Origin of the sequence: Clostridioides sp. GD02367 (assembly GCF_045900275.1) — a bacterium.
GTDB lineage: Bacteria > Bacillota > Clostridia > Peptostreptococcales > Peptostreptococcaceae > Clostridioides > Clostridioides difficile_A.
This window is the reverse complement of the sequence record NZ_JBJODK010000001.1, coordinates 101,329-123,190: the sequence shown is the minus strand read 5'-3', so window position 1 is coordinate 123,190 and position 21,862 is coordinate 101,329. Positions and strand designations below refer to the sequence as shown.

15 protein-coding genes and 1 riboswitch are annotated in these 21,862 nt (G+C 30.1%); all 15 genes read left to right on the top strand.

Features of this window, described 5'->3' with window-relative positions:
* The first annotated feature begins 39 nt into the window (after positions 1–39).
* The 15 genes from Q3223_RS00470 to Q3223_RS00400 all read left to right on the top strand — a co-directional run bounded on the left by Q3223_RS00470 (position 40) and on the right by Q3223_RS00400 (position 21,767).
* The gene (locus tag Q3223_RS00470) at positions 40–669 is read left to right on the top strand and encodes a hypothetical protein (protein ID WP_054271380.1); all 630 of its coding nucleotides are present in this window, start codon (positions 40–42) and stop codon (positions 667–669) included.
* 252 nt (positions 670–921) lie between these two features.
* On the top strand, positions 922–1,431 hold the full coding sequence (gene ruvC, locus Q3223_RS00465) for a crossover junction endodeoxyribonuclease RuvC (protein ID WP_074180156.1): 510 nt from the start codon (positions 922–924) through the stop codon (positions 1,429–1,431).
* Positions 1,424–2,026 (top strand): Holliday junction branch migration protein RuvA, encoded by a 603-nt coding sequence (gene ruvA, locus Q3223_RS00460; protein WP_054271379.1) that lies wholly within the window; start codon positions 1,424–1,426, stop codon positions 2,024–2,026. Before ruvC ends, ruvA begins: the two co-directional genes overlap by 8 nt.
* Positions 2,027–2,115: 89 nt before the next feature.
* Positions 2,116–3,135, top strand: coding sequence for a Holliday junction branch migration DNA helicase RuvB (ruvB, locus tag Q3223_RS00455; RefSeq protein ID WP_054277388.1), 1,020 nt, complete (start codon positions 2,116–2,118; stop codon positions 3,133–3,135).
* Positions 3,136–3,452: 317 nt separating this feature from the next.
* Positions 3,453–4,478: a tRNA preQ1(34) S-adenosylmethionine ribosyltransferase-isomerase QueA gene (gene queA / locus Q3223_RS00450; RefSeq protein ID WP_219672886.1), complete on the top strand. Its 1,026-nt coding sequence runs from the start codon at positions 3,453–3,455 to the stop codon at positions 4,476–4,478.
* An 11-nt stretch (positions 4,479–4,489) separates the two neighbouring features.
* The gene (locus Q3223_RS00445; protein WP_407811441.1) at positions 4,490–4,975 is read left to right on the top strand and encodes a phosphate-starvation-inducible PsiE family protein; all 486 of its coding nucleotides are present in this window, start codon (positions 4,490–4,492) and stop codon (positions 4,973–4,975) included.
* A 78-nt stretch (positions 4,976–5,053) separates the two neighbouring features.
* Entirely contained in the window at positions 5,054–6,175 is a 1,122-nt protein-coding gene (gene tgt / locus Q3223_RS00440) for a tRNA guanosine(34) transglycosylase Tgt (RefSeq protein WP_054271376.1), read from the top strand.
* A 132-nt stretch (positions 6,176–6,307) separates the two neighbouring features.
* Positions 6,308–6,601: a preprotein translocase subunit YajC gene (gene yajC, locus Q3223_RS00435; protein WP_054271375.1), complete on the top strand. Its 294-nt coding sequence runs from the start codon at positions 6,308–6,310 to the stop codon at positions 6,599–6,601.
* 58 nt (positions 6,602–6,659) lie between these two features.
* A complete protein-coding gene (locus tag Q3223_RS00430; protein WP_407811440.1) occupies positions 6,660–7,022 on the top strand; it encodes a TIGR04086 family membrane protein in 363 nt (120 codons plus the stop codon).
* A 65-nt stretch (positions 7,023–7,087) separates the two neighbouring features.
* A complete protein-coding gene (gene scfA, locus Q3223_RS00425; RefSeq protein ID WP_009891067.1) occupies positions 7,088–7,231 on the top strand; it encodes a six-cysteine ranthipeptide SCIFF in 144 nt (47 codons plus the stop codon).
* Positions 7,232–7,584: 353 nt separating this feature from the next.
* The gene (locus Q3223_RS00420) at positions 7,585–9,480 is read left to right on the top strand and encodes a cell wall-binding repeat-containing protein (protein WP_054271373.1); all 1,896 of its coding nucleotides are present in this window, start codon (positions 7,585–7,587) and stop codon (positions 9,478–9,480) included.
* A 484-nt stretch (positions 9,481–9,964) separates the two neighbouring features.
* Positions 9,965–11,368, top strand: coding sequence for a cell wall-binding repeat-containing protein (locus Q3223_RS00415; protein ID WP_167639976.1), 1,404 nt, complete (start codon positions 9,965–9,967; stop codon positions 11,366–11,368).
* Positions 11,369–11,587: 219 nt separating this feature from the next.
* Positions 11,588–11,673: riboswitch (cyclic di-GMP riboswitch) on the top strand.
* A gap of 121 nt (positions 11,674–11,794) precedes the next feature.
* Positions 11,795–17,722 carry a M60 family metallopeptidase gene (locus Q3223_RS00410; RefSeq protein ID WP_407811439.1) on the top strand — a complete coding sequence of 1,976 codons (5,928 nt, stop codon included), beginning with the start codon at positions 11,795–11,797 and terminating at the stop codon, positions 17,720–17,722.
* Between the two features lie 211 nt (positions 17,723–17,933).
* On the top strand, positions 17,934–19,808 hold the full coding sequence (locus Q3223_RS00405; protein ID WP_407811438.1) for a cell wall-binding repeat-containing protein: 1,875 nt from the start codon (positions 17,934–17,936) through the stop codon (positions 19,806–19,808).
* A gap of 369 nt (positions 19,809–20,177) precedes the next feature.
* On the top strand, positions 20,178–21,767 hold the full coding sequence (locus tag Q3223_RS00400) for a cell wall-binding repeat-containing protein (RefSeq protein ID WP_407811437.1): 1,590 nt from the start codon (positions 20,178–20,180) through the stop codon (positions 21,765–21,767).
* Positions 21,768–21,862: the final 95 nt, after the last annotated feature.

The following is a 21,862-nucleotide window of genomic DNA, read 5'->3' as shown; positions in this document are numbered from 1 at the left end:
ACAGCTTGGAGAAAATAATAGAAAAAGGAGGCGTAATCAATGTTTGAAAAGAAGAAAAAAGAATTATTTCCTTGGAAAATATCTGCCTTAATACTAGTAGGAGTATTTGTATTAAGTAGTGGAGTTTATATAGGGACAAGATTAAAACATAATGGAGTTCAAACTGGTGAAGTTGTAAGTACTAGTGCGAATATGAATGAAAAGTCAAAAGAAGCTTTTGGATTAAATAAAAATTGTGAAGTTTGGCTTCAAAGTGAAGGCGAAAATGAAACTAATTATAAGAGAACACTTACAATGGCTGGGATAGTTCCAGAATCATTATTAGATAAGACAAAATCAGAAATAGTATCATATTTTAAAAAAGAGTATCCAAGTAAAGAAATAAAGAGTATGGATAAAAATGAAATCGTACTAGTAGAATCTAAATATAGTGACACTAAAGATGTACAAGCAATGAATGCCACTATAAAAGGTAAATATACGATTGAAAATGATAATGGAAATATAGCATTATATAAATATGATAATAGTGGAAATAAAACCTTAGTAGAAAAAACAAAAATAAGAATAGATTCACTTCCTAAGACAGTTCAAGATGAAATCAAAAAAGGTGTAGTTATGGATACTGAAGAAGATGCTTATTCAAGATTGGAAGACTTTGCAAGTTAATACTAAGTAAGTTAATATTAAAATTGTAGTCACATTTAATTCCTATAAAATACCATAATTTATTTGTACTAAATATAAAAGTTATACTGAAGTAAAATCTTGCTTTGGTATAACTTTTTTACTTTATTTTATATTTTACATATACCATTTTATGATTTGTTAATATTATTTATGGTATAATAATTTAGAACATAAGTTTTTATGAGAAATACATTTTGGTATTTCTTTTATTTTTAGGGGGAATTTAAAAAAATGATAATATTGGGGATTGACCCAGGTATAGCTATAGTTGGATATGGTATAGTTGAATACAAAAATAGCAAGTTTAAGGTAATAGATTATGGAGCAGTGACAACACCTGCACACATGAATATATCGAGAAGATTGGAACTTGTATATAAAGGAATTGATACAATCGTAAAGAATTACAATATAGATGAAGTTGGAATGGAAGAATTATTCTTTAACAAGAATGTAAAAACAGCTATAACAGTTGCACAAGCTAGAGGTGTTACTATGCTTGCATGTGCTCATAATGGGAAACCAGTGTATGAATACACTCCACTTCAAGTAAAACAAGGTGTAGTTGGATATGGAAGAGCAGATAAGGCACAAGTTCAACAGATGGTAACCTCATTTTTGAATTTAAAAAAGGTTCCAAAACCAGATGATGTTGCAGATGCCTTAGCTGTGGCTATTTGCCATGCTCATTCAAATAAGCTTGAAAAAACTCTAAAGAATATAGGTGGTAAATATGTATAGTTATATAAAAGGTACAATAGAAGAGATTTATATAGATAATATAGTTATTGAAAATAATGGTATAGGATATAAGGTAAATGTATCATCCAATACAATCATGAATTTACAAGTGGGAGAAGCTACAAAAATATATACTAAACTAATTGTGAGAGAAGATGATATGAGCCTTTGTGGTTTTGTAAGTAGGGAGGAACTTAAGATGTTTGAGTTACTTACATCTGTATCTAAGATAGGGCCTAAGGTGGCACTTTCAATACTATCATTTGCATCACCAGCACAGTTAGGAGCGTATATTTTAAGTGAAGATATTGGAAAATTATCCAAAGCTCCTGGTGTTGGTAAAAAGACAGCAGAAAGAATTGTCTTAGAACTTAAAGACAAGGTAGACAAAAACAACATAGAATTTGAACCAACATTATTATCGCAAAAACCTACCTTAATATCTCAAGATGAGTCTGTGGATGCACTTGTAGCTTTAGGTTATACATTATCAGAGTCAAAAGATGCAGTTCAAAAGTGTAAAAAGGATGGTATGGATACAGAAGCCATTATAAAGAAAGCACTTACATATATAATGAGTAAATCTTTAAAATAACATTTAGACTTTAAAATAATATTTAAAGTATAGAGGTAGATTTCAAAATATCACAGTAGATTTCCAAAAGTACGAGAGGAGGGGTATAAATGCAAGGTTTTGAAGATGAAAATAGAATAATAACTTCTACAATGAAGACAGAAGATATAGATATAGAAAATAGTCTAAGACCAAAGACTCTAGAAGATTATTTAGGTCAAGAAAAATCCAAAGAGCAACTTAGCATATTTATAGAGGCAGCTAAATCAAGAAATGAGCAGTTAGACCATGTGCTTTTATATGGACCACCAGGTCTTGGAAAGACTACTCTAGCTAGCATAATAGCTAATGAGATGGGTGTAAATTTAAGGATTACATCAGGTCCTGCAATAGAAAGAGCTGGAGATTTGGCAGCCATACTTACAAACTTAAATGAAAATGATGTCTTGTTTATAGATGAGATACACAGAATCAACAGAAGTGTTGAAGAAGTTTTGTATCCAGCGATGGAAGACTTTTGTTTAGATATAATAATAGGAAAAGGGCCATCTGCAAGGAGTATAAGGCTTGACCTTCCTAAATTCACGCTTATTGGGGCTACAACAAGAGCTGGTATGCTTACAAATCCACTTAGAGATAGATTTGGTGTTATTTGTAAATTGGATTACTATACAGTTGATGAGCTTTCAAAAATAGTCCTTAGGTCATCACATATCTTAGATGCAGAAATACAATCTAATGGTGCTTTAGAGCTTGCAAAACGTTCAAGAGGGACTCCAAGAATAGCAAATAGATTATTAAAAAGAGTTAGGGATTTTGCACAAGTTAGAGCTGATGGAAAAATAACTGATGAGGTAGCAAAAGATGCACTAGAACTTTTAGGTGTTGATAATTTAGGGCTTGATTTTGTAGATGAGAAGCTTCTTATGACTATAATAGAAAAATTTAGAGGGGGACCAGTTGGTCTTGATACATTAGCAGCTTCTATTGGTGAAGATAGAAATACTATAGAAGATGTATATGAGCCATATTTGCTTCAGCTGGGCTTTATAAATAGAGGGCCTAGAGGGAGAGTAGCTATGCCATTAGCATATGAACACCTAAAAATTCCATATCCTAATGAAAAATAAAAATAGATTATATAAATACTTATAAAATAGAATAGTCATTAAATTTAAATATTTCTAAAATGGGTAAAAATTCAAATATATCCACAAAATGGTATTTACACCTGTAGATACTGTGGATAAATACACTGAAAATTGTGTGTACTGCATCTATATATTGTGGATAAGACGTGTATATCGTGGAAAAATATCTATATATTGTGGATATAATGTATGCTAAAAAGAGTAATTTCTTGATAGATTATGGTAATATTGTGGAAAATAAGTTGTTTTTTTGATATTATTGTAGCTAGAGAAATTTTAAGAGAGGAAGTTTAACATTGAAAACAAGTGATTTTAAATTTGACTTACCACAGGAACTTATAGCTCAAGTTCCTATAGAAGATAGAGCTAGTTCAAGATTGATGGTACTGGATAAAGAGACAGGAGATATTGAGCATAAAGTCTTTAGAGATGTAATAGAATATTTAAATCCAGGGGATTGTTTAGTTCTAAATAATACTAGAGTTATACCAGCTAGATTGATAGGTGAGAAGCTTGAAACTGGAGGAAAAATTGAGTTTCTATTATTAAAAAGAACTGAGGAAGATACTTGGCAAGCTCTAGTAAAACCAGGGAAAAGAGCAAAAGTAGGTACTAAGTTTTCTTTTGGAAATGGAAAGTTAATTGGAGAAGTTGTGGATTTATCAGATGAAGGCTCAAGAATTATAAAGTTCCATTATGATGGGATTTTTGAAGAAATCTTGGATGAACTTGGAAACATGCCACTACCTCCATATATAACTGCTAGATTGGATGAAAAAGAGAGATATCAAACTGTTTATTCAAAACATAATGGTTCAGCAGCAGCACCTACAGCAGGATTACACTTTACAGAAGAACTATTAAGCAAAATAAAAGAAAAAGGTGTGGATATAGCCTTTGTAACTTTACATGTTGGTTTAGGTACTTTTAGACCAGTAAAAGTAGATGATGTTTTAAATCATAAGATGCATTCAGAATATTATATGGTTAGTCAGGAAGCAGCTGACAAAATAAATAGAGCAAAAGAAAATGGAAATAATGTAATCTGTGTTGGAACTACTAGTTGTAGAACTATAGAGTCAGCCTGTAATGAAGATGGAAAGATGGAAGAAACTAGTGGATGGACAGAGATATTTATATATCCAGGTTATAAGTTTAAAGTTCTAGATAAGCTTATTACTAATTTTCATTTGCCAGAGTCTACATTGATAATGCTAGTAAGTGCTATTTGTGGAAAAGATAATGTTTTAAATGCATATAATGAGGCAGTAAAAGAAAGATATAGATTCTTCAGTTTTGGAGATGCTATGATTATAAAGTAGGGAGGTAATTGATGCATAGTTTACAAAAACAAAAAAAGAATAACCCTATATTAAAGATTGCTTTTATATTTGAACGTGTGTTAGCAGTGGTAGTTTTAATAGCTGTATTTCTAGGGACTGTAGATGTATTAAGACTTATGTGGGGAGCATATATAGTTGACTTTCAAAATCCGGTACAATACAGTCAGCTTAACGACTTCTTAGCACAAATATTACTTTTAGTGATAGGTGTTGAACTTGTAGTAATGCTATCACTTCATATACCAGGAGCATTTATTGAGGCACTACTTTATGCTATAGCTAGAAAAATGTTGTTACTTCCTAAAAATGAAGGAATGATAGATGTTTTAATAGGTGTTATAGCTATTGCAGGACTTTTTGCTATAAAAAAGTTTTTAGTAACAAAAGACAAGAGTGCTCTTAATATAACGAGTATACATGACGAAGAAGCAATTAAAGAACAACAAGAAAAAGAGGATAAAGATAAATCTATTTAGAAAATGTACTAGATAAATAGATTATTACAAGAATATATTAAAAAATAATGAGAAATAAATATTACTAAGGAGAACTTTATGTACGCAGTAAGATACGAATTGATAAAAACTTGCAAACAGAGTGGTGCAAGGTTAGGAAGATTACACACTCCACATGGAATAATAGAAACACCAATATTTATGCCAGTTGGAACTCAAGCAACTGTCAAATCTATGACACCAGAAGAGCTAAAAGAGATTGGCTCACAAATAATACTTAGTAACACATACCATTTATATATGAGACCAGGTCATGAGCTTATAAAAAGAGCAGGTGGACTTCATAAGTTTATGAACTGGGATAAGCCAATACTTACAGATAGTGGTGGGTTCCAAGTATTTAGTTTAGGGCCTCTAAGAAAGATAAAAGAAGAAGGGGTAGAATTTAGGTCGCATTTAGATGGTTCAAAACATTTTCTAACTCCAGAAAAGGCTATGGAAATACAAAATGCGTTGGGGTCAGATATAATGATGGCATTTGATGAGTGCGCACCATACCCAGCAGATAGAGAATATGTAAAAAATTCGTTAGAAAGAACAACAAGATGGTTAAAAAGATGTAAAGATGCCCATAATAATACAGATAAGCAAGCTTTATTTGGTATAATACAAGGTGGAATGTATAAAGATTTAAGAGAGCAATCAGCAAAGGAGATAACTAGCATTGATTTACCAGGATATGCTATTGGTGGACTTAGTGTTGGAGAGCCAAAGCCACTTATGTATGATGTACTAGAACATACAACTCCATTTATGCCAAAAGATAAACCAAGATATCTAATGGGAGTTGGTAGCCCAGATGATTTAGTGGAAGGTGTTATAAGAGGAGTAGACATGTTTGATTGTGTTTTACCTACTCGTATAGCTAGAAATGGGACTGCAATGACTAGTCAAGGTAAAGTAGTAGTAAGAAATGCAACTTATGCTGAAGACTTTACTCCACTTGACCCAGAGTGTGATTGTTATGCTTGTAAAAACTATTCAAGAGCTTATATAAGACATCTTATAAAAGCAAATGAAATATTAGGAGCTAGATTAATAACTACTCATAATCTTCATTTTTTACTAAATTTAATGAAGCAAATAAGACAAGCGATAATGGAAGATAGATTACTGGATTTTAGAAATGAATTTTTTGCAAAATATGGCTATGAAATATAGAGTTTGGACTATTAATTATAATCATTTTAATATATAATATTCAATAGTACTCAAAACTAAAAAAGTAAATACTTATATAGATATTTACAGTGTTTTACAAAAGAGTATAATTTATGAAGGAGTGAAAAATTAATGCCACAGCAACAAATAATGATGAGTATAGGTCTATGGGTAGTAGTAATAGCAATCTTTTATTTCCTAATGATTAGACCTCAAAAGAAAAAAGACAAACAATTAAAAGAAATGAGAAGTAGCCTAGGTGTAGGAGACAAGGTCGTTACAATAGGTGGAATAGTAGCTAATGTAGCTAAAGTTGAAGATGATGTTGTAATACTAGAGTTAGGACCAAATAGAACTAAAGTTCCATTTGAAAAATGGGCTATAGGTACAGTTAAATCTAAAAAAGAAGAAATAGAAGAAGAGTAAATTAGTAATTTAAAAGCCTTTTCTCGAATATATATTAATTTGAGAGGAGGTTTTTTTTATGGGAAAATCTAATTATATTTTTAAAGGTCTAGGGTATGCGTATATAATAACTTTGGCTGTTTTATTAGTGTATAACTTATTTTTGACATTTACAGATATTGGTGGGGATAATATAACCATGGTTTCATCATTTATAACTACCATTTCTGCAGCTATAGGTGGTTTTTATACTTCAAAACACATGAAAGAAAAAGGTCTTATATATGGACTTTTGGTTGGACTTTTGTACATAGTATGTATTTTTTTAACTGTGTTTTTAGCACAAGAAAAGTTTGTGTTTGAAGTAGTAATGATTTATAAGTTATTGTTAATATCAGCAGCGGGAGGTATTGGAGGCGTATTGGGTGTCAACTTTAAATAGAGTTTATATTAGAGTAGTTTTATGATATAATCAATAGGAAACAATTAGAAATGGAGGCGTTGAAAATGGAAAATAAACATGTAAAAACTTTATCTCAAGCTACTTTAAAGCAAAGTGCTGCAAAAGGTGGATGTGGAGAGTGTCAAACTTCTTGTCAATCAGCTTGTAAAACTTCTTGTACAGTTGCAAATCAAGAGTGTGAAAGATAGAAAATTATTGACTTAGTTATTTTCAAGAGGATACTTCAAAATGATTCTATTATCATTGAGAGGTATCCTCTTTTGTTTTACAATACGTCTTATAATAAATAGTAGTCTTAAACTTTGTAAAATAGTTTAAATTAGTGATGTATATTTAATTTAAATAAAGAGGATTAGTTAGTAAAAATTGATATGATAATGTGCTTAAAATACGGATTTTTATACAATTATTTTAAAACTTATACTAGTAAATTATGTAAACTTATAAAATGTATTGATAAATAATATTATATATAATATTATTTATATGTGGGAAATACGAATATAAAAAAATTAAAAAACAATATTCGGAGGACATAAATATGTTGAGCAACAAGAAGAGAAGTATGGCAATAGTAATGGCAGGAGCCACAGTTATGAGTGCAGCAGCACCAATATTCGCAGATAACACTGTGTCAGAAAATGTTGATAAAAGTTACACAGTAAGTGCGAAAGATTCTACTAAATTAATTGAAGAAGTTAGAAAAGCATTAGAAATTAAGTTTGAAGAGACAAAAGCAGGAGCAAATGTAAATGACAGAGTTTATGATATAAAAGTAGACAATGTAACTTTAACTAATGCAACTCAATTACAAAACAAAATAAACGCATTAGTAGAAGGACAAAGTTTAAAAGTTACAATACAAGACAAAGGTCATCAAACTCTAGGTGGAAAAGTAGTTGACTATAAAATCGAAAACTACAAAACAGCCCAAGAAATAGTAGATGCAGTTAATGCTTTCAATGCAACTTTAGCAGAAGATTCTGATAGTAAATTAACAGCAACAATAAAATCTACAAGCTCAGTTGAAGTAAAAAGAGCAAAAGATTCAAAAAATGTTATTACTATAAATGTGGGAGACCAACACTTAGATTTCTCAAAACAAATAATATCAGAAGAAAGTACTTTTGAAGGCTATGAAAAGAAATATAGTGATATAGAATCAAAAGAATTACATACAATAACAGTTAAAAATGCAGATTTACAAGATGTATCAGCAGAAGATTTATTCGATGGAGTTAGATTGACTACATCAGGAAGAGAAATAGTTAATAAAGTTAAAAATGGATATTCTTTAACATTTGAAAATGTAGCTATACTTACTCAAGAGCAAGAAGATAGTGATGATAAAGATAAGCCAGAAAAATCAAGCTTTGATATGATTTTAAGCAAGACAAATGAAAAGCCAGAAACAATAAGTATATCAAGTAAAAATCATAAGTTAGTAAGAGATTTACACAAAGTATTAACTGATGTTAAAGATGGAAAAGAATTAAAGGTAGAAGTTTTATCTGGAGATTCAAGATTTACAACAGCAGTAGAGGTTAGTAAAGAGAGATTTAATGATGGAGCAGCCGAAGCAATAATCTTAGTTGGAGAAGATGCTATAGTTGATGGATTGGCATCAGCACCACTTGCATCTCAAAAAAATGCACCAATACTATTATCAAAGAAAGATTCATTACCATCAGAAATAGAAGCTGAGATATTAAGAGTACTTGGAAGCAACTTATCTTCTAAGAAGATATATATAGTAGGTGGAGAATCTAAAATATCAAAAGAAACTGAAGAAAAACTTGCTAAGTTAGGTGTAAGTAAAGTTGAAAGAGTTTCTGGAGAAGATAGATTTGAGACTTCTTTAGAAATAGCAAAACAATTAAAAGATACATTTAAAACTGCTTTCGTAGTAGGTGGAAATGGAGAAGCAGATGCTATGAGTATATCTGCTAGAGCTGCTCAATTTGGTGCTCCAATAATAGTTACAGGTAACGAATTGGATGCTAAAGCTGAGAAGTTATTAAATGGAAAAGAATTAGAAATAGTTGGTGGAGAGAACTCTGTATCAAAAGACGTTGAAAACAAATTAGTTGAAATAGATTTAAATAATAAAGTTGAAAGATTAGCAGGAGAAAACAGAAAAGACACTAATGCTAAAGTAATCAACAAGTACTATGCAGGAGCAACTAAAGCATATGTTGCAAAAGATGGTTATGTAGGTGGAAATGGACAATTAGTTGATGCACTTACAGCAGCACCACTTGCAGCTAGTGCAAAGGCACCAATAATATTAACTACAGAAGAACTTTCTAAGTCACAAGAAGAAGTAGTTGAATTAAGACTTAAGAATGCTACTAAGTTAGTACAAATAGGTGAAGGAATAGCTAAAAATGCTATTGAGAAAATAGCAGAAAAAATAAACTTATTTACTAGAAACTAATAGCATATAAAATTTAAATTTGTAAGTTTATTTAGATAATGTTTAGCTAAGTAAGATATAATATAGATAATAAATAAGTATAAACAATTAAAATAGAAATAATGAAAAGATGGTATCTTAAAATAAGTTAGGATACCATCTTTTTATTGTTTTTGATTATTATATCTTGTGGTAGATGTTATCTTAAGATATTTATTTAAAAAACTTTATATATAAGAAAGGTTATAGAAAATAAATACTTATTAAACTATATTGTTTTAAGTGTATAACTTAATAAAACTTTTGAGCCTATCACTTAATTAAAGAAAATAAGTTATAATGTTTTGAATTTATGAATAATAAAAACTTTAATTATATTGTTTGAGTTAGATGGATAACTATGGTATCATATATAAAATATGGTAACAAAATTGTAACTTTTTATTAAGTCTAAGTAAAATCAATATAACAAAATTATAAAAACTAATATTGGGGGTAAAAAAATATGAAGAATAGTAGAAAGATATTTGCTATAGGACTTACACTATTTTTAGTAATGGTAAATACTCCTAGAGTAAATGCACTCACATCAGTTGAACAAATAAAAGGAATTGACAGATATGAGACAGCAGCAAAAATAGCAGACAAACAAAACTATAATACAGCAATACTAATCAATTCGGATAATAGCTTGTCAGATGGCTTGAGCGCAAGTGGTTTAGCAGGAGCATTAAACGCGCCTATTTTAATGACAAAACAAAATCAAATCCCAAATACTACAATGGAAAGATTAAATAAAGCAAAGAATGTATATATAATAGGTTCAGAATCAACTATCAGTAAAGGTATAGAAAATCAATTGATATCTAAAAATAAGGTTGTAGAGAGAATATTTGGTGAAAATAGATTTGATACAAGTGTAAAGATAGCTGAGAAAATCAAAGAAATTAAACCAATCGATAAAGTAATTATAGCTAATGGAATCACAGGAGAAGCAGATGCAATAAGTGCATCACCAGTAGCAGCAAGAGATGGAGTACCTATAATACTTACAGATGGAAGCAGTGTAGGATTTGATACAACAGGATTAAAGAGTTATGCACTTGGTTCTAGTGAGATAATAAGTGATGAACTGGTTAAAAGTACAAATTCTGTTAGATTGGGTGGAACGGATAGATTTGACACAAATAAAAGAGTTATACAAGAATTTTATAAAGACAGTAAAGAATTTTATTTAAGTAAAGGTATGCAACTAACTGATGCATTGGTAGCTTCTACAATAGCAAAAAATGCACCTGTGGTTTTAGTTGAAAATGGTAGCAATAAGAGTATTTTAAGTGGTGCAGATAAATTAACTGTACTAGGAGGAATAAATCAGAATGTCATCAAGCAATGTATAAATCAAGCCTCTCCAAATCAACAAGGATTATACTATAATCCAAATGATAAAGTATTTAAGGACAGAATAAAGGGAAAAATATATGCTCTTACAAAACAATACAGAAAAGAAAATGGAGTAAGAGAGTTATCTGTAGCAAGTAGATTAGAAGGTTTAGCAAATGACTGGTCTAATTTAATGGCAAATAAAAAGACTTTATCTCATACTATAAATGGTAAAAATTCGTATTCTACTTTTTTGAAATACTTAGATTGGAGTGAGATTAAGCCTGGATACATTTCTGTTCAAGGGGAAAATATAATTAAGTATAAAATCCAAGATAAGCCTGTATATACAAATAGGGATGCAGATGATATAGGAAACTTTATTTTTAATGAGTGGAAGACCAATCCTGAGGAAGGTACAAATATGTTGCATAAGGGATATGAGATAATGGGATTTGGATTAACTATGACAGGTGATAAGACTATATATGCAACACATGAGTTTTATGGAAGATATAAAGAATAAGTATTTACCAAGATTTAGATATTTTGATAAGAATAATATATAAGTGCTGGAAATATGTAATAAGATAATAATTAGAAAATAACGTATAAGTAATGTATTTATAATGAGAAAGAATATTTATATTAACATAATAATATAAATATTCTTTTTTTGGATTTTAACATAAAAAATTTGTATTAAAAAGTTTAAATATAGTATAAAATGGGTATAAAAGCATTGAAAATTAAATGGCAAAATTAGGGAAATCTAATGACGCAAAACTATAGGGATTAAAGCTTATAAAGCCATATCAGCCAGTTGCTAAAAAGAGCAAATTCTTTTTATTCATAATAAAGATTCTCTTTGAGTGTCTTTTTTTATTGTCTGAAACTATAGCATTTAAATTCATGGAAAATTAAAGATTTATTGAGGGAGGATTGTTATTTCATGAAAAAGGCAATATCTTGTGTACTAGCAGTATCTATGTGTAGTGCACCATTGAATGTTTTTGCAGAGCCTATATTAGAGGGAAAACTAAGAGCAGTTGAAAAATCAGTTACAGAAAAGCTAAAGGGGAATCTAGAAGTGGATTTAAATTTTTCACTTCCAATCAAAAATAATGAATCAGAAAGTATAACTGATATACAGCTACAATTAAAAGATGGTAATAATAATAGTGGGATAATAAAACTTGGAGGTAAAAATTTAGGAAGTATAAATATAGGAACAGATACTATAGACTATACTATCAAAAAATTATCTGCCAATAGAAGTGAAGTAAAAGATAAAGATGAAAATATATCATATTATAATATTATGTTCAGCAATTTACCTGTTGGAAAATACAAGGTAGAAGTCTCTGGAAGTGGATTTAAGAGTAAAGAAGTTAAAGATATTGATATATCAAATTATTCTCAAAGGGTTTTATTAAGTAATAGAGCAAGTGTAGATAATAAAAATAAACCTTTAAACTATGAACTATTCTTAATGGGTGATGTAAATGGAGACGGCAAAGTAGATAAAAATGATTATAATGAAGTTCTAGAAAATATAGATTCAAATAAAAAAGAATATGATTTAAATAGAGATGGAAAGGTAGATATTGCTGACCTAGACTATGTACATAAAAATCTAGGACAAAATGAAAATGCAAATAGTCTAGAAAGTATAGTACCTACCAATCCTATAGTAGATACAAGCAAAGTAATATTAGAAAAAAATACTGATACAGATATTCAAGGTACTGTAGAAGATTTATTTAGTGGAGAAAGTAGTGGAGTTACAATATCTCCAGCAAATAAAGAGGATAAGATATCAGAAGAAAAACCAGCAGTAATGGATATAGCTTTATCAGAAGCTCTTGATATGGAAGTTATAAATATTAAAGCTCCTGAAGGGAGTGCTCCAGCAAAAGGAATAGTTGAGGTTACAGATAAAGATGGTAATGTTCAAGAGATTCCTTATGAAAACAAAGAGTATGTAAAAACTTTAAAAGAGGAACAACAAGAAGAAGTAAATAATAAAGAAGAAAATACTGAGCAATCTGATAATAACTCAGATAATACTCAGGAAGAAAAGAATGATAAAGAAGAATCAAATTCTAATACAAATGAACAAGAAAACAATAATAAGGAAAGTAATGATAAAGAAAGTTCATCAACTGATAAATCTGATTTAGACAAAGATACACCAAAAGAAGATAATAATATTAGTAAAGATGACAACTCTACGACAGCTACATATAGTAGGTCAGCTTTAGAAACATATGCAGATGTTCAAAATAGCGATATAGTGATAAATCTTGGGAAACAAGTAGCAGTGAAAAAGATAACTATAAAAATAACAGCTACAACAGCTAATGATAGAAATCTTGCAGAAATATCTAAAGTTGAATTTTTAAATAATGTTTATAAAGAAATACCAAAGCCAGATATGAATATACCTAAAATTAATAAAATAGCAACTAGTACTGCTGTTGGAAATGAAAAGGTATCTTTTTATTGGAACAATGAAGTGAATGTGTCTGCATATGAACTTATATTAGATACAATTGATAGTAAAGGAAAAGTATTATCAACTAAAAAATTACAAACTAGTAAAAATTCTATAGAGGTTAGAGATATAGATGCGTATGGTCTATATAGAGTTAGCATACAGTCTTTAAATGGCGATTGGTCTAGTGGATACAAAGATGCAACATCAGAGAATTTAGATGGAGTACCAGAAAATGTGGACTCAAACTATAAGCCTATACAATTTAGCCCAGACAGTATAATAGAGTTTCAAGTTGTTCCAGATACAAGACCAGAGCCACCAGAAGGTATAAGTATTAAAGGAAGATTTAAAGCTCTTGATGTAAGTTGGAAAAATCATAAACAAGCTAAAGATTTTGACTTATATTACAGAGAAAAAGGTTCTAATGGTTCTTGGATAAAATACAATGATAAGCTTATTCGAGGAACAAGTTCAAAAATAGAAGGGCTTAAAGATAATACAACATATGAAGTTAGAATGACAGCTACTAATCACTTAGGTACTAGTGGAATGTCTAAGATATATCTAGGCACAACTGAAAGTGTAGATGCACCAACAACACCTAACTACAGATTGATTAATACTCCTAAAGAAAATGCTGGCTTTGGGATACCAACTAATCATATAGTTGATGTCACTTATCCTGCTAAATATGATACAAGTGAATATAGTGATAAAAATCCATTTAACAAATTTAATGTAGTTGATGGAGACTTTACAACACACTGGACATTCCCAAGTTATAATGCAGCTGAAGGAACAAATAGAGGACCAATCATAACTTTTGATAAAGTTTATACTATGGATACTTTTATGGCTACACCTAGATTTGATGTTTCTGATAAGACTATAAATGACTTTGAGATACAGTATTGGGATGAAAATGGTCAATTACATAATTTAGGCGATGCACCTTTTGAAACAAAGACAGACCCTGTAAATAATAATAAATACGTGATGATTAGATTAAAAGAACCAATAAATGCGACTAAGATACAAGTTAGTGTTTGCTCTTCTTATTCATATAAATCTAATATATCAGAGCTTAAATTCTATGAGTATGACAGTATAGAAAAAGAGGTAAGAGACTTATTTACAGACGATTTACAAGTTGAATTAAAAGAAGGTATAACTCAAGAAAAAATAACAGAACTAAAAGATAGACTTAATACTCCAGATACAGCAAGTGGAGAATATCATCCATATAAGACTGTTATAGAAAGAGAATTAAAATTAGCTCAAGACTTATATAATGATAGAGCAACACTTACTGATGTGACTACTGTTAATCAAGATATAAATGTATCAGGAAAATATAAAGATAAGAGTGGAAACTATACTGTTAAGTCGAATAACTTAGGTATGGGAAATGACTGGCAGGCATTGGGAGTAGCTGCTAGAGCTGGAGATGAAATCACGATATATGTTGGAAGTAAAAGTGGTAAGACTCCTAAGTTAATCTATACACAATATTATGGAGAGTCTGGAGCATATAAGAGTGGAGAAATAAACCTTAACACTGGTAAAAATGTAATTCAGTTGAGTAAGCTTCATAGCTTAGATGCAGAACGTGGAGGAAGCTTATATATAAGATACCCTTATGATACTCCGAGTGGTGGAGATATAAAAGTGCGTGTAGCAGGAGCTACTAAGATACCACATCTTAACTTAAATGGAATGATAAACGACAATAGCCCTGAGGGGGTTTCTAAATCTAAAGAAAAAATAAAAACTTATATAGAAGAATTAGCTAAATATAAGAATGAGATAAAAGGAGAACCATACTATCCAGGAACAAATATTGGTAATTCATATGGATATTCAGAAACAACAGGTGTATTAAATACTACTGACATTGAAAGTGACAAAGTAACATTAAACGTTCCAGCAACAGCTGTATATCAAGGAATATCAAAAGGAAATTCTGATTTAAACACACAAGTAGATAGACTATATAACAGTATGCTTGCATGGGAACAAATTATGGATTTAATATACTCTGAAAGAGGTGTATTTAAGACACAAGATTTAGATGGTAATGGAACTATAGACGATAATGAGTTTAATATAACTAAAAATGATATGGCTCCAAAATCTCGTATGAACATAAAATATCAAAGAATGTTTATTGGAGCATTTATGTATGCTTCTGGTCTACATGTAGGAGTGGAATACGGCTCAGTTCCAGGGCTTATGAATGGAGTACCTTTCCAAATAGATGCTAATGGAAAAGCTAGTGGAGGAAGTTTATTTGGATGGGGAATAGGTCATGAGATAGGGCATGTTACAGATATAGGTAAGATGACATACAGTGAGACTAGTAACAATGTACTTGCACTACTTGCTCAGACATTTGATGATGAGACACATTCAAGACTTGAAGGTTCTACAATGGATAAGATATATGAACATGTTACTTCAAATAGTTTGGGAATACCAAGTAACGTATTTGAAAGACTTGGAATGTTATGGCAATTACATTTAGCATATGACGATGATTTTACTGGTTCAATGTTAAAGAATAATTCAGATGCTGATTTAGGTAATGATTCATTCTATGCTAAAATTTCTAGAAAATACAGAGCACTTTCAAGTGATGACCCAATAAATAACTTGCCAAAAGACCAAATGCTAGTTGCTATGGCATCAAGTGTCGTTGAAAAAGATTTAAGAGATTACTTTAAGGCATGGGGAGTAGAGATTACACCAGAGCTAAACAGTATAATGGATAGTAAGAAGTTTGAAAAAGAGACTAGAAAGATACAGTATGTAAATGATGAGGCTAGAAGAAAGATTTTAAATGAAAACATATCTAACATGGCAGAAAATACTAAGGTAAGTGCTAGTTTTGCTGATGGAGTGCAAAGTGGCTCTTTAGTTAAATCTAATAAGATAGCTATAGATTTAGATGTTGATAAAGACAAAGATAAAATATTGGGATATGAAATAATAAGAAGTGATGGAAACTACTTAGATGGTGAAAATGGAACTCAAGTAAAATACAGAACAGTAGGTTTTGTGGATGCAAAAGGAAATAGTAAAGCTCAATTTATTGACAATATATCTCCTCTTAATAACAGAGCATTTACATATAAAGTAGTTGCATATGACTATCATTTAAATCCAACAGACGAGTTTGAAGTTGGTACTGTAAAATTATCTGATGAAGGGAAAATTAATAAGTCAGCATGGTCATTTATAACAAATACTGTTTCTGATGGTGACGTTAGAAGTGAAAATGACTCACATGGGCCACTACAAAATCCTGAAATTGATAATATAAAGGATAATGATGCAAGCACTACTTATAAAGGAAAGAGAATTAGTAAAGCTGAATGGAACAAAGACCCACAAAAAGACCCAGATATAAATGTAGAAGAAAATCCATATATAATAGTAGATATGAAAGAGACATTACCTATAGTTGGATTAAAGTATACAAAACCAAAGACAGAAGCTAGAAAGTTCTCACTAAAAGGACTGTTTAGTCTTAGAAAGGATACTAGCACAACATATAGTCCATTGACTACTTACAAGATACAAGTAAGTAATGATAAAAAGACTTGGGAAGATGTGAGTCAAGGAACTTTTGAATATGGACAAGACTTAGTTGGTGGAGGAAAAGACCAAGACAATGAAGCTAGAGTTACATTTAATAAAGATGGTAAGCTTTGGACATATCAAGCTAGATATGTAAAATTAATATCTAACAATAAGTCTAATATAGAAGTTGCAGAGTTAGATATAATAGGGCCTCCAGGCGACAATATAGAGATTGGAACAGTGAATAGTGTAGACCAAACTCGTACTAATGGAATTGGAAAGTTAGCAGAGGATTATATATATCAAAGTGATAACCCTGATACAAGTGAAGATGAAACAGCTAAGATTCCAGCAGGTTCAATAGTAATTACAGGGGAATATAGTGGAAATCCAGCATTTAACTTACCATTACTTATAGATAAAAACAATAAAACTATCTCTGGAGAAGCTCTTTTATTTGCAGAGGTGCCAAAAAATGGACAATTAGGTGAGATAAGTAAAGGCACATGGGTTTATTATATGCCAAAAGAAGATTTCAACTCTTTAAGTGATAAGGTTAAAGCAGAACTTTATAGATACAATGATCTTCAGGGAGATACACCAGTAGGTCAGAGATTTGTAAGTGATACAATGTATGTACCTGTGGGAGCTACAACTTATGATGAGTTAAAGATGATAAGTCTTACTGATAGTAATAGTAAAGCTAGAAAGGCTACAAGAAGTACTATTGATGTGAGTGATAAGAAGGTAATTACTGTGAATAATAAAGTAAAGAGTAATATTGTCAGAGATAAATAGTATGTGAAAGTCTGAAAAGACTAAGATATCAGTATGATATTGGGCATTTTGTGTGAGTAGTAGCTAAAAAAGTTTTGAAAAAGCAATTTGTCAAAAATAAAGCATATATAATGTAACTATAAATTTAGGGTAATTTATAAATTAAATATAAGAAGCTAGATGGATAAAGGATTTTATTCATCTAGCTGATGATAGATAAGGACGGGTGTTAATGAGTAAAGGAAAATCTTTTATAAGAACTATTGCAGTGTCGAGTATGGCAGTAGCTATAACTGGAAGTGCGACATGTGCATATGCTGCTCCAGTGTTGCAAGGAACAAAGACGTATGAAAAGGTAAATACTATAGATATTTCTGTGGAGTCAGTAGAGAATATAGTGTATTCGTTTCAAGCTAGTATAAAAGTGCAAGGTGAGGTTGAATTAATAGATAATGAACCAGGTCAAAAGATTAAGTGGTCTGATAATATATCAAAGCAGATAAAAAATGGAAATGCTAATGCTAGTTATGTACCAACATATGATAAAACAAGTAATACAACTACATTGGATATATATGTAACATCAAGTGAGAATCTTTTGGATGGAAATACATTAAATATAGGAAAAATATCAGTAAAGAAATCTAGTGGAAATACAAATATAACATATAAGATTGTAGGAAATGGTACAGATAGTAAACCTGCATTAAAAATTGTAACTTATAATAGTAAGACTATAGACTTTAAAAATATTACTTCTAGTGATGGAGAAAGTTTTAGTATTGTTGAAGAGAATGAAATTAAACCAACAGGAGGTAGTGGAGCTAGTAAAGTTGACCCAGAAAAGTATGAAATTAGTCAAGGAGATGCTTTAGAATATCTAATAAATAATTTTGGTACAAGTTATTATCTTGTAAATAGTACAATAGAAGAAAATAGTTCAGATTTAATCACAAAACTTGAACTATCTCAGAAAAGAACAAAACTTAGAAAAGCCATAGCAAATAAATATGTGGAAATTAAAACTCCTAAATCCTTAAAATCTATAGTTGAAAGTGAACTATCAAAACTAGATGCAAATTCGACTACATCTGGAGGTTCAAATAATACAGATAATAGTTCAGGTGGAACTTCTGGAGGAAATTCAGGTGGTGGAAGTTCGAGTAATTCTGCATCTAATGTAACAGTAAAAAAATTAAAAGGCTCAGATAGATTTGAGACAGCTGTTAAAATTTCTCAAAGTGGTTGGGAAAAATCAGATACAGTCATAATTGTAAATGGAGAAGACAAAAGTATGGTAGATGGGCTTACAGCTACGCCACTTGCTAGTGTAAAAAACTCACCAATTCTTTTATCTTCAAATGACAAGCTTCCTCAAAAAACAGTAGAAGAAATAAAAAGATTAAATCCATCAAAAGTGGTTGTAATAGGTGGAAATAATTCTATGCCAAATGCAGCAGTTGAAGCAATTAAAGCTATAAATTCAAAAATATCAGTACAAAGAATAGGTGGAGATACAAGATATCAGACTTCTATTAATATAGCAAAAGAAATTGATAAGACAAATAATGTAAGTAAGTTGTATATAGGAGCAGGAAATGGAGAAGCTGATTCATTATCAATAGCATCATTAGCTGGAAAGGAAAAAACTCCAATAATGCTTACACAAAAAGATGGTGTAGACAATGAAGCTGAACAGTTTATTAAATCAAATAAGGTGTCAAATATATACTTTATTGGTGGAGTGGAAAAAATATCTAATAAAGCCATTGAACAAGTTGGGAAAATAGTAGACAAAGATATATCAAAAAATAGAGTTGCAGGGCAAAGTAGACAAGAGACAAATGCAAAAGTAATAGATAAATTCTATTCTCAATCTAAACTTGATGGAGTTGTAGTTGCAAATCAAGACAAGCTTATAGATGCTTTAGCAGTTGGACCATTGGCAGCTAAAAATAATTCACCAGTTGTACTTGCTACAAACATGTTAGATAAATCACAAGAAATTTCATTGAAAAATAAAAATTCATCTAAGTTATTTGAGATAGGTGGAGGAATAGCTTCATCTGTAGTAGATAAGATTAAGAGTTTAATTGAATCAAAATAAGTATCAAAGTAAATGTAAATAAGTAAGCTTAAAATAAGAATGTATTTAGATATAAATCATATGTCTAAGTACATTCTTATTTTTATTTATATTGTCTTAATAATATTATAGTGGAATATGTATGATGATTTAAGTAGAATTAAAATTAATTTATAAAATAATGTAAATTATTTTTATTAATGAAATATATTTTATAAATATTTAAAAAACAACTAGAAATAATTTTGAAATTTTTAATAAAATAAAATATTAATATATAGACGGGATATATTTATATAAGATATACTTTATAATATACAAAAAATAACAAAATAATTAAAAAAAGGTAAAAATAATATAAATATAAAATATAAAAATCATCAGGGGGATATGAAAATGAATAAAAAAATATTATCATTAGGTCTAGCAATATCATTAATCTTGGTAAACTTCAAAAGTGTAAATGCATCATCAGTAGTAGAAAAAATATATGGTAAAGATAGATATGAAACAGCAGCAAAGATAGCTGATAGACAAACTTATGAAACAGTAATTTTAGTAAATACAGAAAAATCACTTGCAGATGGATTAAGTGCAAGTGGATTGTCAGGTGCCACAAAAGCACCAATATTATTTACACAAAAAAATAAGATACCAACAGAGACAAATAGATGTTTAAAAAATATCAAAAGAGCATACATAATAGGTACAGAAGATACTATAAGTAAATCAGTAGAAAAAGAACTGGATTCTAAAAATATAGAAGTCAAGAGAATTGGTGGAGAAGACAGACTAAAAACGAGTTATTTAGTAGCTAAAGAAATATCAACTATAAAAAAAATTGATAAAGTACTATTAACTAACGCATATAGTGGAGAAGCAGATGCAATGAGTGTATCATCAGTAGCTACTAGAGATGGAGTTCCAATAATACTCACAGATGGAAAGAGTGTACCTTTTGATGTAAAAGATGTTCTATCATATTGTATAGGCTCAGAAGAGATAATGAGTAACTCTCTAGTTAAAAATACAAACTCAGTAAGAATAGAAGGAACTGACCGATTTGAAACTAATAAAAAGGTAATAGACTACTTTTTTAAAAGTGCAGATGGATTTTATGTGTCAGATGGCTATCAATTAGTAGATGCTATAGCAGCTGCACCACTTACTAAAGACTATCCAATGGTATTAGTAAATGATGGTAGTGATAAGAATGTATTAGAAGGAGCTAAACATATAACTTCTATAGGTGAATTGAGTAATAAGGTAATACAACAATGTGTAAGTGCATCAGAATCAAATGGACAACCTCCAACAATCACAGTAGGGACTACAGAGATATACAAAGGTGAGAAGTTCGATGGTGGGAAATTGAATATAGTAGCTAAAGATAATACTGGGAAGGTATTGCCAATAAAAATTGATGGATTTATAGATACAAATAGAGTAGGTGCATACATATTGACATTAAAGGCTACAGATGAATGGGGAAAAAGCACAGAAAAAAGAGTAGAAATAAAAGTGCTAGATGATAAAACTCATGATTATAATAGCCCAGAATTTAAAACAATGGTGTCTAATGAAATCTATAACTTAATTAATTCCTATAGAAAAGAAAAAGGCAAAGAACCTTTGGTAGTGTCTAGTAAGCTAGAGGGTATGGCAAATGCGTGGTCTAAGTATATGATGGATAAAAAAGTTTTTGCACATTATATAGATGGTAAAAATGCTCCACAAGTATTTTCTGATTTTGGAATGAGAAGTGAGGAAAATATAGCATATATTTATATCAACTCTAAAAATGTCCAAACTACTCAAGATGCAAAAGATTTAGCAAAAGCTATATTTGAAGTATGGAAGAAGTCTCCTGAGTACAATGCAAATATGCTTAGTAATGAGTTCTATAGTACTGGATTTGGGCTTTATATATTATCTGATGGTCAGGTGCATGCTACTCAAGAGTTTTTAAATGGCAATTAAGTTGGCTTGTAAAAATTTCCATAAATCTTGTTTTTTTATTAATTTACTGATATCATAAAATGAAAATCACATCTAATGTACTTTTTATAATCTGC

What these genes read in the sequence shown, in the direction of transcription:
- Q3223_RS00470 (WP_054271380.1), top strand. Translation starts at nt 40, where the DNA reads ATGTTTGAAAAGAAGAAAAAAGAATTATTTCCTTGGAAAATATCTGCC.
- ruvC (WP_074180156.1), top strand. Translation starts at nt 922, where the DNA reads ATGATAATATTGGGGATTGACCCAGGTATAGCTATAGTTGGATATGGT.
- ruvA (WP_054271379.1), top strand. Translation starts at nt 1,424, where the DNA reads ATGTATAGTTATATAAAAGGTACAATAGAAGAGATTTATATAGATAAT.
- ruvB (WP_054277388.1), top strand. Translation starts at nt 2,116, where the DNA reads ATGCAAGGTTTTGAAGATGAAAATAGAATAATAACTTCTACAATGAAG.
- Q3223_RS00445 (WP_407811441.1), top strand. Translation starts at nt 4,490, where the DNA reads ATGCATAGTTTACAAAAACAAAAAAAGAATAACCCTATATTAAAGATT.
- tgt (WP_054271376.1), top strand. Translation starts at nt 5,054, where the DNA reads ATGTACGCAGTAAGATACGAATTGATAAAAACTTGCAAACAGAGTGGT.
- yajC (WP_054271375.1), top strand. Translation starts at nt 6,308, where the DNA reads ATGCCACAGCAACAAATAATGATGAGTATAGGTCTATGGGTAGTAGTA.
- Q3223_RS00430 (WP_407811440.1), top strand. Translation starts at nt 6,660, where the DNA reads ATGGGAAAATCTAATTATATTTTTAAAGGTCTAGGGTATGCGTATATA.
- scfA (WP_009891067.1), top strand. Translation starts at nt 7,088, where the DNA reads ATGGAAAATAAACATGTAAAAACTTTATCTCAAGCTACTTTAAAGCAA.
- Q3223_RS00420 (WP_054271373.1), top strand. Translation starts at nt 7,585, where the DNA reads ATGTTGAGCAACAAGAAGAGAAGTATGGCAATAGTAATGGCAGGAGCC.
- Q3223_RS00415 (WP_167639976.1), top strand. Translation starts at nt 9,965, where the DNA reads ATGAAGAATAGTAGAAAGATATTTGCTATAGGACTTACACTATTTTTA.
- Q3223_RS00410 (WP_407811439.1), top strand. Translation starts at nt 11,795, where the DNA reads ATGAAAAAGGCAATATCTTGTGTACTAGCAGTATCTATGTGTAGTGCA.
- Q3223_RS00405 (WP_407811438.1), top strand. Translation starts at nt 17,934, where the DNA reads ATGAGTAAAGGAAAATCTTTTATAAGAACTATTGCAGTGTCGAGTATG.
- Q3223_RS00400 (WP_407811437.1), top strand. Translation starts at nt 20,178, where the DNA reads ATGAAAATGAATAAAAAAATATTATCATTAGGTCTAGCAATATCATTA.